Source organism: Candidatus Hydrogenedentota bacterium (genome assembly GCA_019695095.1).
Lineage (GTDB): Bacteria > Hydrogenedentota > Hydrogenedentia > Hydrogenedentales > SLHB01 > JAIBAQ01.
In genome coordinates this window covers 1-16142 of the sequence record JAIBAQ010000137.1, presented here as the reverse complement: position 1 = coordinate 16142, position 16142 = coordinate 1, and the positions used below count along the sequence as shown (strand labels likewise).

Here is a 16142-nt window from a genome sequence, read left to right as displayed (position 1 = left end):
CGCCCAACGCGCTCGTGACGTCCAAGCGCAAATGCGGCGTCGTTCCCTTGCTGAACGTATACCGGTGCACGCCAACGCGGGTCGTCGCCGTCATCTCTGCAAGTACGTCCGACAACTGCACCGCATAATATCCGGGGAATCCCGTTTCCTTCCGATGCGCAAACCGCGAGAATTCCGGCTCCTTCAATGCGCCGCGCGGCTTCGTCGCCGGAAACACACGAAAGATCCCACCTTCCAACGCGTCCGCCCCGACCAACCGCGTATGACTAAACCCAACGATCTTGTTGTCGCCGTAGAAGTAACCTGACGCGTTGTAGCCCGTCTCGTTCGTAATGATGGTCGCTGTATCCGGTCCCAACCGCACCATCCCAAACGGCACGCACGCCGCGGGCGTGTCGTACGCGCACACCCACGCGTACCCGCCGGTCCCGCTGAAGACGTTCACCTTCGACCCCAGCACCGTCGGCGTTATCGGCGTGCTGAGCGCCCCCGGCTTCTGCCACACGACGTGATAGTAATACCCCGCCACGCACAACAACGCGAGCGCCGGTATGCCGATAAGTGCCAGAAGCACCAAGCCCAACCACTTTAGGATTCGCTTCATTTCATGCCCCACGCGTTTGTGCCAACCAAGGTCCCCCAACCGTCCACGCACGGTGCTGGCATCATGACCCATTGGCAGGAGCGCGCGCCAAAAAGAATACATTCGCATTGAATTGGCTTTCCGAGTGCGAAAGCGCTCAAACCTCGCACACCGCTATCTGCCAAGACTCTGCAAGCCCCCGTTCTGCCAAAAGTTCCTTCAATTCTATCGATGCTGCCAACTCCGGCATATTGCGCAGCATAGCCCGTATATCATTGAGGTGCTTTTGTGAATGCCCCTCGCGAAAGTACTCGAGCTTACGCACAATGACGTATTCCGGCGGGGCAACGACAACGGTCTCTTCTCCGATTTGCACGCGCCGCGCGCGAGCCAGGCCCCACGCGTGGAGAGGGTCGTCGCCGCTGAGGTAGAGATCGGCTTTGAAGCCGGTTTCATGGTGGATGATGTTGAAATGCCCTCGCAATGCGCGCGCCGCTTCGACCGCGATCACTTCCTCGGGTGGACAATAGAACTCGGACAGCGGAAAGGCATCCACTACTCGCCCTGCATCCCCGCGCTTCACGAACACGATCATATCCACGTCGTTTGTGAGCCGCGGTTCCCCATAGAGAATTGCGGCCGTGCTGCCGCTGATCATGTGCGGTATGCCTGCCCCGTTCAGCCTCCTCGTAAAAAGGAGGAACAGATTAGTCGCCTGCATACAAAAACGCCTTCCGTACCGCCGCCTGCACTTGTTCTTCGGTCCAATCGGGATGTTGCATGCGAAAGCCTGCCGCCTTCAGCTCGCGAGCCGAATCGTAGAGGCGTTGGGCGGTCGCCAGCTTCTGCTCCGGCGTCATCGCGCGAATGATGTTCCAATACTCCGGATCGTCCATGGCGCTATTCTAATCCCTTGTCCATCTCGTCCATAGAGTCCATGCCGTCCACCTACCCCGGTATGATCTTCTTCTCCCGCAACCTGTCGAACAGACTGCAAAACATCTGCGCGTTGTCCACGGTCGCATCGAAGCCCAAGCGCCGCGCCTTCTCCATCGAAAAGACAACGTCCCAATCGATCACCATTGATTCGTCGAGGAATCGCGGCGACATCAATTCCCGGAGTTCGTACTTCTGTAACCCATGCTCGGCGACAAGTTCGCGCCAGAGAGTCTCTTTGCCCAGAAACTTTCGCTGCACGCTGAATCCGTCTTTCGTGTGCACGCACTCCATGCCAAAATACTCCGCGATGCGCGGCCACAGGTCGCACCAGCGAAACGTGTTTCCGTTGACCAGATTGAACACGTTGTCCGCGGCCGCCGGTTCAGTCGCCGACCAATGCATAACGCGTGCAAGAAGGTTGGCGCTGCTAGCTTCCCAAACACACGAATAGGCGCCTTCGCCGCCCGGAAACGCGAGCGGCTCGCCAAGCTTCTTCAACACGCTCGCATACACGGCGATGGCCGTGCCGAAATTGTGCGCGGCGCGCGACGTGAATCCGATGATGAACGACGGACGCGCCACGGACCACGTCCACGCTCGATTCTGCCGGTTCTTCAAATATCCCTCGATGTCGAAGTACCAGCTCGGTCCTGGATGCGGCGGATCGGTTTCCTCAAACGGTATCTTCCACGCGGGATACAGGTACGGACCAAGGTGCATGCCGTTGTAGCGTCCACCGGTAATGGTCGACACGTGCCGCAACGCATGAGGCGAACGTTCGAGCGTCTCCACCACATTGCGCAACATCGCGAGATTGCGCTTGTCCGGGTCGTAGAGTCCCGCGGCCTTCGCGATGGGCGTGTAGTAAATGCGATCCGACACGCGGCCCAATCCTGCAACGAGCGGCACAAACGGTCTCGACAAGTTCAACATGGTCTTCATCGCGCGCACGTTCGTAGGCTTCTGCTTGCTATCGTTGGGCCACGGCAAGCGATACTCGGCGGCATGGAACAAATGCGTAATGCGCAGACCGCCGAGTCGAACACGCAACTGCTCGGGATCGAGCATGTCCGCGCTCACCGGCGTAACGCGAGGCGATGACGCAAACACGCTCGCTGCGCTGCGCGAAAGCGCGACGACCTGCCACCCGGCTTCCTCGGAAAGATATTCGACAATGGACGCCCCCGCGACGCCGGTCGCGCCGGTGACAAGGGCAACAGGTGAATCCGCGTAGTTCATTCGCTGGACGTACCCAACGTGTTGTGCAGGTGATTGGTGCGCATGCCTTCTACTTCAGATCCTCGTCGAGAATTCCTTCCAGCAGCAGGTTAGCAATGCGCGGACCCTTCTTGGTCATGGTCACCCAGACGATATGGTCGAATTCACCTTCCTGCAACCCGCGCAGCTTGCTGCTGCCGCCTGTCGTGGCGAGAACGAAGTAGGAATGACCATCGCGATGGGCCTTGCTGTAATTGTGCCGGTGTCCGGAGATGACCGTATAGTTGCGTCCTTTCAACAATGGCTCAAACCGATTCCAGCCTGTGTCCTCTGTTGTGAACTCCCACAGCGGCTTGTGCATGAAGACAAGCGTCCACTTTGCATCCGCGTTTTCATCCAGCGCCTTCTGCATATACGCAATCTGCGCGTCGCTCATGTGAGTAGGCGGCGGGTCTTCCGTATTGAGGCAGAGAAAAAGCACGTCGCGGTAGCGGAAATGGTAATACGACGGCCCCCACTGACGTCTCCACTCCTCTGCCATGACACTGGTGCGAATATCGTGGTTGCCCGGTACGAGAAAGAACGGCATCTCAAGCACGCCTACGATATCCCTGAACTCCTGCCACTGGCGGCTCATCTCCGCAACGTCGGTCTTGCTTCCCTCTGTCAGGTCGCCAATGCTCATGACGAACTCGGGCTGCATCAGGTTGAGCTTGCCCATCGCCGACTGGAACACCCCGGGACGTTCGCCACCCGCGCGATCGGAGACAATCGCAAACTGGAAGTTGTCGGGGTCGTTGTTGAGTTCCAGACTTGTCCACGGCACCGGCTTGCCGTGGAAAGGTACTTCAACAGTTCTACCGGTGGTTGCACATCCCGAAATCAAAAGAAGAAGAGCAAGTGAAAGTACAAAGATCGTTCGGTTTCGCATGAGCGTCTCCTGAAGCTGGCTTGACGGCCTTGAACGCGCCGCTACAAAGGTATCATCTTGCAGGAGCCTCCTGGTAGGCCCATGATTGGTGGCCGGACGGCTCTTCGGCGGCCCTGCGCTCATCGAAATGGCTAGCGGGACGCGAAGACCCAACTCACCCTCATTGCTTGCAGAATTCCAGGCGATCCGATGAATCCAGCCCGCAACCGCGACGAATTATTGGCAGAGTGTCATTTTCTTGGCAACAACATCGGCCGATTGTCGACAACTTTGTCAGATTTCTACATATGATAGCAGGTCCCTTTCGAGTCAAGTGCCTATCTGAACGACGTTTCGTTCATGTCGCGCGGCATTGGCACGCGCATTGCTTCAGCCCAGCCCTGCGTTTTGTGTCCTGGTGGTACTAAGGAGACGCACAGAGGTTCCATGACGGAATGCTCGGGCATTCCGTGATGGTGCGTTTGGTCCGATGGGGTTGCAGGCTCGGACTGCTTCATCGTAACGCACAAGGGGATGAAGTGACCTACACCTTCGCATTACTCGTGTCTTTTCTACAAACAAAAAAACACTAAGCTGCATGAGGTGACTTCAAAATGCATCAACTGCATAACACTCGGCGAAAAGTAGTAGCTGGCGCTGCGGCACTGATCGTGATATCCATGCTGGTTGGTTGTCCGCAACCTGCCGCTCCCATTATCAAGACTCAAGGAACGGTCGCCGTACTTCTCCAGGCTGCCTTGACCGACACAACGCTCAAGAGCGACGACACGGAGTGCTACTCGAAGCACGATATCGCGTCCCTCACGATTGCGATTGATGACGTTCTGTTCGAGCAGACTACGGATACAGGTCCTGTCTTACATTCCGTGCTGGACGAGCCCGTAGTTCTTGACGTGTCGTGCCTCGACAGCATTGGAGCCCTCCTGGCCTCGGACGACCTTCCAACCGGCGACTATACGGGCATCCAGGTGATTGCCTCGAGCGCGGAAGTCTCCCTGAACAGCGCCCCGGACAGCCCTGTCCCTGTTACGCTTCCCAACGGAGGAGTCTTCGAGTTCAACGTCTCTTTCACAGTAACGGAAGACCAGGGCGCCTTGCTGAAGCTCCATTTTGATGACGTGGAGATTTGCGTCGCCGGCGACAATACGCTGGTCTTTGGAACCGACATTGACGTCGAAGCAGAGCTGGAGGACCGGGAATCCGATGATGGCCACGATAACGATGACGGCTCATTCATTTCAGAGCACGTGGAGGCAGAAGGAAAGATTAAGAAAGTCAATCAAGAGGAAAGCACGTTTGAATTGAAGGTAAGAGGCCACGAATTGCTCGTGGACTTTTCCCAGGCTGCTATTCTGGTTCCCCCTTCTGCCAAGTCGGCTGACCCGGTACCCGGAGACGCAAGTGACCTTGTGAAGAATGCCCGTGTTCTCGTTGTCGGCACGCTAATACTGGAAGATGACTTTCTGATCGTCGCAGATTCCGTCCAGGTCTTGTCGTGGCCCGAGGACGACGATGATGATGACGGCGACGACGATGGTGATGGCGACGTTGATGGCGACGGTGATGGCGACGGTGACGGCGATGGCGAATTTGATGCCAACGGCAACACGACCGGGTTTGGAATCCCGAACGGCTATGTAGGCAATGCCTTTGCAGGCAATACCCTTTGGAACACGTCGTGCGCCATTTGTCATCCGACCCCCTATGGCAAAGTCGATGCCGAACCCTTCCATGAACTCCTGGAAGCACTCGAAGAAGTCGACATGATGTCGTCGATCAATCTATCGACCCAGCAACTCGCCGATCTGACCGCGTACCTGAACTGGGACGGTTCCGGCAGTCCGAATCCGACACCTCCCGCGGCGCCAACGGGCGTCTTGGCAACCGATGGCACCTATACGAACAAGGTGCGTGTGGAATGGAATTCCGTTGCGGGTGCAACCAGCTACAGCGTTTGGCGCAATACAAGCAACGATTCGGCAGGCGCCACGCAAATTGGCTCGCCAGCCGGTTCGTCCTTCGACGATACAACCGCGACGCCGGGCACGACGTATTACTACTGGGTGAAGGCATCAGGTACGGGTGGCCCCAGCGGATTCAGCTCCGGCGATTCGGGCTATGCAGCAGTAACGCCTCCTCCACCCACGCCTCCTATCGCACCGACCGGTGTTTTCGCGACGGACGGTACCTATACCGACAAAGTTAGCGTGTCCTGGAACGCGTCCGTGGGAGCCACAAGCTACACCGTCTGGCGGAACACGAGCAATAGCTCGGGAACCGCAACAGAACTTGGCAATACGGCGACCACTGCATATGACGACACGACGGCCGTGCAGGGCACGACCTACTACTACTGGGTGAAAGCAAACGGCTTGGGAGGTCCAAGCGGATTCAGCACGAGCGACTCCGGCTACGCGGCAACCACGCCTCCGCCCCCGCCGACGCCGCCAGCCGCGCCGACAGGAGTTCTCGCAACGGACGGCACCTACACGGATAAGGTCAGCGTGTCGTGGACTGCTTCAGCAGGCGCGACCAGTTACAGCGTTTGGCGCAACACAAGTAACTCCTCCGCGGGAGCCACGCAGATCGGCACGCCGACGGCGTCCCCATTCGATGACACGACGGTCACGCCGGGCACGACGTATTACTACTGGGTGAAGGCATCAGGTACGGGTGGCCCCAGCGGATTTAGCACCGGCGATTCGGGCTATGCGTCCACGCCGCCCCCGGCCGGCCCCTTCGACGCAAACGGCAACACAACTTCGTTCGGCATTCCAAGCGGATTCGTGGGCAACATCACTGCAGGCACCACGGTCTGGAGCAATAAGTGCGGCATGTGCCACCCGACTCCGTTTGGCGCCGTTGGCGCGCTTACCTATCAAGGAATTGAGTCGGCAATCAGCAACGTCCCAATAATGTCGAGCATTTCCATGACTCAGCAGCAGAAGGCCGACCTGACCGCTTACCTCAACAGGGCCGCGGCGGTCGTCGAGTAGGTACAGCGCGGCAAAGCGATATGGGTTGATACCGTAACGACAGATAGCAGCGACGTAAATCGGAGCCATGCGCGCGACTCACTGTGCGCATGGCTCCGTCTCTTCTGGGCAGACACTGGAATGTGTCCTTTCACAAGCCTATAGTGCGTGGAGCGGGATCTCGGTCAACGTGTCAGGACCGATGGCACTTCGGATAGCGACGGGGGGAAGATCTATGTCACGGTTGTGCATTGTCGCGCATACCAAACGGCTCATCCGCGTAACGCTTGGACTTCATCTACTGGTCGCTGGTTCGTTGGTTAGTGCGGACGAACTCGATATCCCCTTCGACACGCTCGGCATTCCGCAACCTGCGGCCATGATGCGCTCCTACCTGCTCAAGCAGGTGGAGCAAGCTACCCAGCGCTGGCAATCCGAGTTTGACGCGCTTAAGCCCCCCACTCAGGCGGATACCGACGAAGGAATGAACCGTCTGGCATGGGACCCGGACCGCGCAGCCTACCGCGTGCCGGACAAAGTCGCTTCGTATCAGGCGCGGCTGCGCTCGGATGTCCTTAATGCCATTGGCGGCCTCCCCGAACGCACACCGCTGGAACCGCAAATCGTTGGCACGATTGCGCGCAACGGGTACCGCATTGAGAAGGTCATTTTCCAGAGCCAGCCTTTCCATTACGTAACGGCCTTGCTCTATCTTCCCGACGCGGCACAATTCGCACCGCCATACCCAGGAGTGCTCATTGCCTGTGGACACGCCTTCGAAGGCAAAGCCAGCGAGGCGCATCAGACAATGGGCGCGTTGATGGCCCTGAACGGAATGGCCGCGCTGGTCTTCGATCCTATCGAGCAAGGCGAGCGAATCCAGGGCGAATACCCCGGCCACCTTGCCACCCGCGACTTCACCACCTCGCGCCACACGCTGATCGGAATGGGATGCATCCTGTTGGGTCAAAGCGCGGCCCGCTTCGAAATCTGGGACAGCATGCGTGCCCTCGACTATCTCGCCTCGCGTCCCGAAGTCGATCCAGCGCGCCTCGGGTGCGCGGGCAACAGCGGCGGCGGCACCCAAACCGCATATCTCATGGCGCTCGACGATCGCATTTCATGCGCCGCGCCAAGCTGCTCGCTCACGACCCGGCTGCGGCTCCTCGCCAATCCCGGCGCGCAGGACAGCGAGCAGAACATCTTTGGACAACTGCGCTTTGGGGTCGATGACGCGCATTGGATTCTGATGCGCGCACCATCTCCGGTGCTGGTGTGCGCGGCCGCGGGCGACGGCTATTTCTCCATCGACGGAACCTGGGAATCGTTTCGCTATGCCAAGCGGCTCTTCACCGATTTGGGATTCCCCGAACGCGTGGAGTTTGTGGAATCGAACTCGCCCCACGGCTATCACATCACGCATCGCGAAGCCACCGCGCGCTGGATGTCGCGCTGGCTGCTGAAGCAGGACCGCGTGATTACCGAACCGAAGATTGAATTCCTATCGAAGGAAGAATGCCTGTGCACGCCCGGTGGCAACGTGATGTCTCTGCCCGGCGCGCGATCCGTCTACGACCTCAATCTGGAGTACGAGCGCGCGTTGGCAAAGCAGCGCGCAGATGCATGGAACGCTGGGGACTCCAGTGCAATGCTGGCCAACGTGCGCCAACTGGTGGGCATCCGCTCCATGTCCGAACTGCCCAAACCACGCGTGGAATCATGCGGCGCCGTTCAGCGTCCGGGATATCGCATCGAGAAACTCGCACTCCTTCCCGAAGAAGGTATCGCACTTCCCGCGCTTCTCTTCGTCCCCGAAAAACCTGCTCCAGGCCGCGTCGTACTGTACCTGCACGACGCAGGCAAGTCCGTGGACGCGGCCCCCGGCGGTCCCATCGAACAACGCGCGCTCGCAGGCGAAACTGTGCTGGCCGTGGACCTGCGTGGCATGGGGCAAACACGCGCCAGCGATACCGACGCCTACTACACAAAGAGTTGGCAAGACGTCTATACGGCATATCTGCTAGGCCGGTCCTACGTCGGGATGCGCGCGGAAGACATCCTGATCTGCGCACGGTATGCGTCGGAGCGCCTAGGGGGCAATTCGCCGGTAGCTCTGATTGCTGTCGGCAACGTGGGCATCCCCGCGCTACACGCGGCGGCCCTGGAGCCCGATTTGTTCGATCGCGTCTCCATTTCGCGCATGCTCGTGTCGTGGTCCAACGTTATCGAGCGCCGATTGAGCAAGGACGTGATTGCCAGCATGGTGCACGGCGCTTTAACGCTGTACGATATCCCCGACCTCGCGGCGGCATTGGGAAACGCCGTATCCATCACGGAGTCGATTGACGCGATGGGGGAACCGTACTCGAAGTAGATCTCGCGATGCGTGCTCGTCCAGGCTATTCCGCAACAGCCCCGGTCTCCTGCCGCGCCCGAGCGGCATTGCGGCGCATTGCCGGGCGGCAGACTTTTACGTGCGCCAGAGTTGCCAGGCCCGCAGCCAGCACTTGAGGCACCAGTAACGACCCCCACACGGACCAGTACGCTCCCATGAGCATGTGAGGAGGCGACGGCCTAAGATAGAGAGTCAGATTATTTGCAGACAGGCGGGCCAGCTCGATTCCGACTCCACCCACGCCGCCCGAATCCGTAATCACGATTTCAAGACCTGGAAGAAACGAGAATGCTCCCGAAATGAGATGCGCTGCCGCAAACGCGCAGGCCAGCGCCGTAAGCACCTTGGTGTTCGAGAATGGTGCGCGGTCCACCCACCACAACCACACCATGTTCCGTCCCGTGCCGACGACCAGGCCGAAGACCGTTACACATACCATGTAGATGCCCCGGCCTCCCTGCGTTACGAAGGGTAGCCCTTGACTCACCGTCCATACCACAGTGGGTAGGAACCGCTCGACAACGACGAGTCCAAGAAGCAGGAGCAGCGAGGGGACTACTGGGATGCGCACAAACCAGGGGCGGGCTCCCGCTTCAGTTGCGCGGCCCCAGCGGCGCAGCACCCCATAAAACGCCAGCAGAGCAAGCAGCATCAGGGACAGTTGGACGGCGCTGAAAATCAGGGGACTCATCCATTGAATGCCCGGCGCGGGCCGAAATACCGTCATAAACACTTGAAATGGCACGAGAAGCGCCCGCACGACTATCGCGACGGCGAAGCTGGCAACAAAGGCTGCAAACAATCGACGACCGGTAGACATCGAAGCACTCGTCATAGTCGGCGGCGTCGGCGCGGTCTCGGTGGTCGGCAGGGGAGTCATTGTGGCTGGCGCGGCCGCTGGACCGAACCGTTCCCGCAGAATCTCCGGGTCCTCGAAACGTTCCCGCGCCATAATGAACGCGTCTTCTTCCTGCAAGTTCTCGCTGACGGAAAGATAGGACAGCGTCTTCTCTTCAATCAGGTCCTGCAGTTCTTCTCGAATAGCGTCAAGCCTATGCTCGGCACAAAACGTATCGCAATGCACACGAATCCGTTGGAGTATTTCGGGGCTAAGGGTACGGTCCATTAATGGCCTTTCGTTATGGGGACAGCCAGATGTCCATTGCACAGAATGCTTCGAACGGCCTTCTTGTGCGCTGCGCGCTGAGGTCACTCGACGCACACTATACCCGAATAGCACGCCAAAGCGCCCATTACAGGAGCCGCTCGTCCTGCCTCAGCGCGACTTTGTCATATTCCCCTGGCCACTCGTTATACCTTTACGAGCCGCCTTCGACTCTGCTATCGTATCGCCTGCTTTGAAGTGGCTCTTCTACATTTCAATTCGTGAAGCACGGATTCCTGCGACGTTGGGGTGATCTATGGAGCAAATACTCGGATTACATTTCATTGATGCGATCATCATTATCTTCTACATGATTGGATCGCTGGCGCTCGGGTCGTACTGCTCAAAGTATGTGGGGGATACCGAAGACTTCTTCCTCGCTGGGCGTGCGCTTCCCTTCTGGGCCATCGGCTTCTCCATCGTGGTGAGCGACATCGGCGCGACGGACTTCGTCGCCGTGGCCGGCGCGGCCTACCGCAATGGGATTTCCGCGGCGAACTTCGACTGGATGGGCTCCATGCCCGCCATGGTCATCGCGGCCTTTATCTTCGTACCGTACTTCTGGCGGTCCGGCGTGTTCACGATTCCCGAGTTCCTGGGCCGCCGCTACAACACCGGCGTCCAATTCATCAACGGGCTCATCTGGGTCGTCGTGCAGTTCGTGATGCTTGCCGTGATGCTGTGGATCACCGCCGACAAGTTGATGTACACCATCATCGGCTGGGATCCTCACTACACGCTCTGGATAACGGTCATCATCACCGGTATTTACACATTCGGCGGCGGACTTACCGCCGTGGTGTTTACCGACGTCGTCCAGCTTATCGTCATGTATGTCGGCGGTCTCGGTCTCCTCGCCTTGTGCCTCTGGGAAGTCGGCGGAATCGCCGCCCTGCAGGAAGGTGTACTCAGGCAGGGTCCGGCATTCGCCAACCACTTCAACATCCTCCTTCCCAATGACACGACCGGCCCCTTCCCATGGACCGGTATCGTATTCGGCCTCGGTTTGGTCATGGCCGTTGCCTACATGAGCGGCAACCAGCTCATCGTACAACGCACCCTCGGTGCGCGGTCGGAATGGGATGCCAAAGGCGGCATGCTCTTCGGCGGATTCCTGAAGTCGTTTATCCCCCTGATGGTGGCTTTGCCCGGTCTGTGCGCGGTGGTGCTCTTGCCCGACCTGGGCATGGATAACGCCGACCGCGCGGTGCCGACGCTGATCCGGCAGCTTCTGCCTTCCGGGTTGCGCGGATTAATGTTCGCGGCGTTGTTTGCGGCCCTCATGTCGCACATTTCGGCAACGCTGAATTCCGTCACAACGATTACCGTCACGGACGTGATCAGCCTCCTGCGCAAGTGGGCTGGCGCTGCCCCCTTCTCTTCCAAGACGTCGCTCATACTCGGGCGCGCCATCACGGCATTCTTCGTGATCACCACGGGGCTCTCCGCGAAGAAGCTCGGGAACAGCGATCAAATTTATGTGTTCCTGCAGACGGTCCTCTCGCTGTTCCAGGGCCCGCTGCTTGCCATCTTATTGCTGGGCATCATGTGGCGCCGCGCGACCGGTTGGGGTGGGCTTGCAGGTCTCGTGCTAGGCGTGGCGTGCTGTTTCGTCCTCAACTACACACCCGGATTATTCCCGAGCGAGAACCCATTCCTCTTCGTGGCGTGGTGGTCTTTCGTGTTTTCCATCGTCGTGACGGTCGTGGTCAGTCTATTGACGAAGCGCGAGCCCGACGAGAAGTTGCGCGGTCTCGTGTGGGATAGCGTCGTTGCGGATGATGCCGCTCAAGATGCGCTTCAAGGGAGGGTGAACTCGTAATGGATGCCGGTGGATTCAACCTTGAAAAAATGTTCATCGACTTCTGCAAGGAAGTCTTCTATCCGCTCTTGTCGCCGATCTTTCACCCGATCAACGACGCCCTGGCGCACGTCTACCAGCCCTACGCCAGCATGTGTGCCGTAGGGTTGTTCGTGTCGGCCATGATCATCGTCGGTCTCGTGTTAAACGAGAAATACGTGAATCGCGGCCGCCCCAACAAGTCCATCTGGACCGATCTTCGTCTGTGGACCGTCCTTTGTATGTTGCCCCATGTGATCGTCTATTTCTACTTCCGGTAAGGTGCGACCATGTCCAACGAACTCAATAACTCGAACACTGGACCCAAGCAAAATACCCAGCAAGACATGATGCGCCGCGACGGCGAGATTTACGTCGCCCTGGGCTGCTTTATCGTTTTCGTGGGGATTCCCGTGCTTGCGGGCACCTATTTTGCCTACGCCGAAGGACATCCTCGCGCGGCCGTCGTCAATCTTGTGTGCAGTCTCGTCCTGCTGTTGATTGGAGTTGCATCCATCGTATACGGCAGGCTGGTCCTCGCGCGTCACAAGCGCTTGACGTGACCCTGTTTTGCCTGCCCGGAAGACTTTCCGGCGCCGATGCAGTCGCGAAGTTTAACCGTCCCCGGTTTGGGAACTTCTACGGACTTCTATCTCGTCGCATCCGCGTGAGTGCGGCGGACGACCCATCTTCGCGGGTGCCGCCGTTCGTGGAACGGCTCTGGATGCCATCCTACGCCCTTTGCTTCCACGCCGAACGCGGCGGAAAGCAAAGCCTCGTCTGGACCGCGATCGACGCATGGAGCGGCGCCTTCGCCATAATCGACAACATCGACGAAATTCAGTCCGTGCACGTCGTAGAAGAATCGTTCCCGCCCATGATCGACGAAGCCGCGGCCATCGAGACAGCGCGGAAATGCTTGCTCCAGGCCTCACTCCGGCTGCGAGGCCAGTTCAATAAACCCATTGTTGGCGCGCTGGAAAAGTCTCTCGTGTTCTACACCCCCCACTGGGTGCTATATCTCCGCAGGCGCAATAGACGAATTGACATTCGCGTTGTCGATGGCTATTCCGGCGCGATTGCGGGCGCGAAGACGCGCGTGGCCATTCTGGATGCATTAATCGCCGCATCCAAGACCAAAAGCGCCTAGAAATAGCGCAGCCCATCTGACGGCAGACATCTGCGCCTTCCTCAGTCTCATCGGATCGTTCGCATCTGTGCCATTCAAGCGGGCCGGAGAACGCACGTTTCCCGCGAAGACGCATCCCTGAACATTGCACTACAGCGTCCCCGTTCTCTACCATAGCGCCCGGTTTGATGTTTTTGTTCGACGTTTCTCTCTACTGTTTGCTTCCAATTGTGCGCATTTGCGTGGTGCGTGGCGGTGGATTCGTTCAGTGCCTTTGGAGTGAATGCAGACGGCAGGGGTTCACTTGTTCTTGCCGAAGAGGGGTGCGCCCAGGACTGCCATTCGAACGGAAAGGAAGATTTCTCCATGCATATCCGTAGAACACACGTACTCGCACTTGCCGCCATTTTCTGCTTCTCGCTAAGCGCGTTCGCTCAAGACAAGCCGACTTTTGCAGAACGGCTGGGGTGGCCGACCGGTTCAAAGGTCGTCATCTTCCATTGCGACGACGCAGGGATGTCGCACTCCTCGAACATGGGCGCTATCGAAGCGATCGAAAAGGGCGTCGTAACCTCCGCCAGCACCATGATGCCGTGCGCCTGGGTTCCCGAGTGGGCCAAGTATCTCAAGGAGCATCCGGAAGTCGACAACGGTCTCCACCTGACCTTGACATCCGAGTGGGAGAACTACCGGTGGATTCCTGTCGCGGGCGCCGCGCAGGTTCCGTCGCTTGCCGACGAACAAGGCTGCCTTCCGGACAATGTGAGTCTGGTGGCCAAGCGCGCCACCCCCGACGACATCGAGAAGGAAATTCGGGCACAGATCGACCGTGCGGAAAAGATGGGACTTCCCATCACGCACCTTGACACGCACATGGGCACGGTATACGCCCGGCCGGACTATCTCGAGCGCTACATCAAGGTCGGTATCGAGAAGCACATCCCCGTGATGATTATGGGCGGCCACATGACGCATACGAAGATATCCGAAGGCGAAGCCGTCGCCGCGCTCGCCGCCATGGGTGTGGCCGAAAAAGCCTGGGAGGGCGGACTTGCGGTCTTGGACGATCTGCTAACCTACACGTACGACAAACGCACGCTTGATGAGAAGAAGACGCTCGTGCTCGACGTGCTTCGGACGCTCAAGCCGGGCGTGACCCAGATCATAGTTCACTGCACCCGGCCCACCGAAGAATTCGAGTACATCACCACGTCCGGGCCCACACGCCTGAATGATCTCCTCGTCTGCATCGACCCGGAGGTGAAGAAGGTGATTGAGGAGGAAGGGATCATCCTGAGCACGTGGCGCGAATTGCAGCAACGGCGCGACAAGGTGGGTAAGTAGTCAGGAATTGTTCAAGTCGGGCATTACTTGCGGGAGGCGATCGTCATGGGCCAGGCACTGCGTGTCACCGTTTGGAACGAAGGTCTGCATGAGAAACTCAATGAAGAGGTTCAGAAGGTCTATCCCGATGGCATAGGGACCCAGATTGCCCGGTCATTACAGGGGAAACCGGGTATTGCGACCGTACACGTCGCGGAACTCGACCACCCGGACCATGGCTTGCCCGACCACATTCTCGATACAACCGACGTGCTCACGTGGTGGGGGCATTTGGCGCACGATCAGGTGTCCGACGCCATAGTAGACAAAGTTTACCAGCGCGTTTTGGACGGAATGGGGCTCTTGGTGCTGCATTCGGGTCACTACTCGAAGATCTTCAAGCGCCTCATGGGCACGACATGCAGCCTGAAGTGGCGCGAGATTGGAGAACGGGAACGGTTGTGGGTCGTGGACCCTGGCCATCCTATCGTGGATGGCCTGCCGGAATACATCGAGTTACCCCATGTGGAGATGTATGGCGAACACTTCGACATTCCTCAGCCGGATCAACTCGTATTGATTAGCTGGTTTCAGGGAGGCGAGGTATTCCGAAGTGGCTGTTGCTGGCACCGCGGGAAAGGGAAGATCTTCTACTTCCGCCCTGGCCACGAGACCTTCCCCATCTACTACAACGAAAACATCCAGAAAGTCCTCTACAACGGCGTCCGCTGGCTCGCACCCACCGGGGTGAAGACTCTCGTCCGCGACAACGTAGAACCACTGGAGAAGGTAACAATCGAGCCCTAGACAAAGTGACCTATACAGGGCCATCATGCCGACGTCCACGTGCGGAGTAGGTTCTTCCTGCTATCGCATATATGCAGTGCCCGAGATTTTCCGCGCCGATGACGCAAGACCTTCGAGCCAAAGGCAGAGTCTTGCGAAGTCCCGAGATGCGGTCGAGGGGCGCAGGAAGACTCCGCGCCAGGTAATCAACCAAGCGACACACTCGCCATCCAAACTCTATCGACGTCCGATTGTCCGCACAGACCCCGATGACTAAATTCGAGATCTGTGCTACGCTGGACTGGGAGCTCGCACAGGGCGAGCAGGTTGTAACAGGGAGTACAGGAAGTATGAAACACGTTATCAGCCTCACGAAGAATCGTCCAGCCCTCGCAATTGATGGTCATCCAACCGTCTATGACAGCATCAGTGCCTTCCTCAAGGATCCACTGGGAGTGATTGAGCTTCATTTCGAGAAATAACACGACTCGCGATACGTAGGGGCAGGCCGGCGCAGCACGCCGCACCTGCCCTTCTTTCATGTACCTCCCCGGAGTCCTCCGTATTTCGCGGTGCCTCAAACATGTTATGATTCTCTATGGCTGGACTGACCTGTGGGAAATCCTAGAATCGTGAATAAGAAAGCCGTACGCTGGCTGTACGCCGAACTACCCGCGCTTATTGAAGAAGGCATCGTCACCCCGGAAACGGCGGATCGCCTTCGCATGCGCTATGGCAACGCGGACGAGGAAAGCCGCGTCCCATTGGCGTTAGTCGTGTGCAGTGTGTTGGGCGCGGTGCTCATCGGATTGGGAATTATCCTCGTACTCGCGCACAATTGGGACGAAATGTCCAGGT

The 16142-nt window shown here is 58.4% G+C and carries 15 protein-coding genes; 9 read left to right on the top strand and 6 right to left on the bottom strand.

What is annotated here, in order from left to right:
- The 5 genes from K1Y02_18870 to K1Y02_18850 form a co-directional block, all read right to left on the bottom strand.
- Positions 1 to 604, bottom strand: a 604-nt coding sequence (locus tag K1Y02_18870) for a hypothetical protein (protein ID MBX7258433.1), incomplete at its 3' end; no start/stop codon positions are given.
- 136 nt (positions 605 to 740) lie between these two features.
- Complete coding sequence (locus tag K1Y02_18865; protein MBX7258432.1) at positions 741 to 1304, bottom strand: hypothetical protein; 564 nt, start codon at positions 1302 to 1304, stop codon at positions 741 to 743.
- Positions 1291 to 1479: a hypothetical protein gene (locus tag K1Y02_18860; GenBank protein MBX7258431.1), complete on the bottom strand. Its 189-nt coding sequence runs from the start codon at positions 1477 to 1479 to the stop codon at positions 1291 to 1293. Before K1Y02_18860 ends, K1Y02_18865 begins: the two co-directional genes overlap by 14 nt.
- Positions 1480 to 1531: 52 nt before the next feature.
- Complete coding sequence (locus K1Y02_18855; protein MBX7258430.1) at positions 1532 to 2761, bottom strand: SDR family oxidoreductase; 1230 nt, start codon at positions 2759 to 2761, stop codon at positions 1532 to 1534.
- A 49-nt stretch (positions 2762 to 2810) separates the two neighbouring features.
- Positions 2811 to 3671 (bottom strand): metallophosphoesterase, encoded by an 861-nt coding sequence (locus K1Y02_18850; GenBank protein MBX7258429.1) that lies wholly within the window; start codon positions 3669 to 3671, stop codon positions 2811 to 2813.
- A 593-nt stretch (positions 3672 to 4264) separates the two neighbouring features.
- Here K1Y02_18850 and K1Y02_18845 point away from each other — a divergent pair.
- A complete protein-coding gene (locus tag K1Y02_18845) occupies positions 4265 to 6667 on the top strand; it encodes a hypothetical protein (protein ID MBX7258428.1) in 2403 nt (800 codons plus the stop codon).
- Positions 6668 to 6881: 214 nt separating this feature from the next.
- Entirely contained in the window at positions 6882 to 9020 is a 2139-nt protein-coding gene (locus K1Y02_18840) for a hypothetical protein (protein MBX7258427.1), read from the top strand.
- Between the two features lie 25 nt (positions 9021 to 9045).
- On the opposite strand, the gene K1Y02_18835 is transcribed toward K1Y02_18840, so the two are convergent.
- Positions 9046 to 10167, bottom strand: a complete 1122-nt coding sequence (locus tag K1Y02_18835; GenBank protein MBX7258426.1) for a hypothetical protein — start codon at positions 10165 to 10167, stop codon at positions 9046 to 9048.
- Positions 10168 to 10462: 295 nt separating this feature from the next.
- On the opposite strand from K1Y02_18835, the gene K1Y02_18830 reads away from it, so the two are divergent.
- From K1Y02_18830 to K1Y02_18800, 7 genes are all read left to right on the top strand, one after another.
- Positions 10463 to 12028: a sodium/solute symporter gene (locus K1Y02_18830; protein ID MBX7258425.1), complete on the top strand. Its 1566-nt coding sequence runs from the start codon at positions 10463 to 10465 to the stop codon at positions 12026 to 12028.
- Positions 12028 to 12327, top strand: coding sequence for a hypothetical protein (locus tag K1Y02_18825; protein MBX7258424.1), 300 nt, complete (start codon positions 12028 to 12030; stop codon positions 12325 to 12327). Before K1Y02_18830 ends, K1Y02_18825 begins: the two co-directional genes overlap by 1 nt.
- A 9-nt stretch (positions 12328 to 12336) precedes the next feature.
- Entirely contained in the window at positions 12337 to 12609 is a 273-nt protein-coding gene (locus tag K1Y02_18820) for a hypothetical protein (protein MBX7258423.1), read from the top strand.
- Positions 12606 to 13196, top strand: a complete 591-nt coding sequence (locus K1Y02_18815) for a hypothetical protein (protein MBX7258422.1) — start codon at positions 12606 to 12608, stop codon at positions 13194 to 13196. The genes K1Y02_18820 and K1Y02_18815 overlap by 4 nt, the downstream gene beginning before the upstream one ends.
- Positions 13197 to 13541: 345 nt before the next feature.
- Entirely contained in the window at positions 13542 to 14519 is a 978-nt protein-coding gene (locus K1Y02_18810; GenBank protein MBX7258421.1) for a polysaccharide deacetylase family protein, read from the top strand.
- 45 nt (positions 14520 to 14564) lie between these two features.
- Positions 14565 to 15305, top strand: coding sequence for a ThuA domain-containing protein (locus K1Y02_18805; protein ID MBX7258420.1), 741 nt, complete (start codon positions 14565 to 14567; stop codon positions 15303 to 15305).
- Between the two features lie 611 nt (positions 15306 to 15916).
- The coding region (locus tag K1Y02_18800; protein ID MBX7258419.1) for a DUF2157 domain-containing protein at positions 15917 to 16142 on the top strand (226 nt) is incomplete at its 3' end.

Bases quoted from the DNA above. Each gene is read 5' to 3' on its own strand.
- K1Y02_18865 (MBX7258432.1), bottom strand. From the start codon at position 1,304: ATGCAGGCGACTAATCTGTTCCTCCTTTTTACGAGGAGGCTGAACGGG.
- K1Y02_18860 (MBX7258431.1), bottom strand. From the start codon at position 1,479: ATGGACGATCCGGAGTATTGGAACATCATTCGCGCGATGACGCCGGAG.
- K1Y02_18855 (MBX7258430.1), bottom strand. From the start codon at position 2,761: ATGAACTACGCGGATTCACCTGTTGCCCTTGTCACCGGCGCGACCGGC.
- K1Y02_18850 (MBX7258429.1), bottom strand. From the start codon at position 3,671: ATGCGAAACCGAACGATCTTTGTACTTTCACTTGCTCTTCTTCTTTTG.
- K1Y02_18845 (MBX7258428.1), top strand. From the start codon at position 4,265: ATGCATCAACTGCATAACACTCGGCGAAAAGTAGTAGCTGGCGCTGCG.
- K1Y02_18840 (MBX7258427.1), top strand. From the start codon at position 6,882: ATGTCACGGTTGTGCATTGTCGCGCATACCAAACGGCTCATCCGCGTA.
- K1Y02_18835 (MBX7258426.1), bottom strand. From the start codon at position 10,167: ATGGACCGTACCCTTAGCCCCGAAATACTCCAACGGATTCGTGTGCAT.
- K1Y02_18830 (MBX7258425.1), top strand. From the start codon at position 10,463: ATGGAGCAAATACTCGGATTACATTTCATTGATGCGATCATCATTATC.
- K1Y02_18825 (MBX7258424.1), top strand. From the start codon at position 12,028: ATGGATGCCGGTGGATTCAACCTTGAAAAAATGTTCATCGACTTCTGC.
- K1Y02_18820 (MBX7258423.1), top strand. From the start codon at position 12,337: ATGTCCAACGAACTCAATAACTCGAACACTGGACCCAAGCAAAATACC.
- K1Y02_18810 (MBX7258421.1), top strand. From the start codon at position 13,542: ATGCATATCCGTAGAACACACGTACTCGCACTTGCCGCCATTTTCTGC.
- K1Y02_18805 (MBX7258420.1), top strand. From the start codon at position 14,565: ATGGGCCAGGCACTGCGTGTCACCGTTTGGAACGAAGGTCTGCATGAG.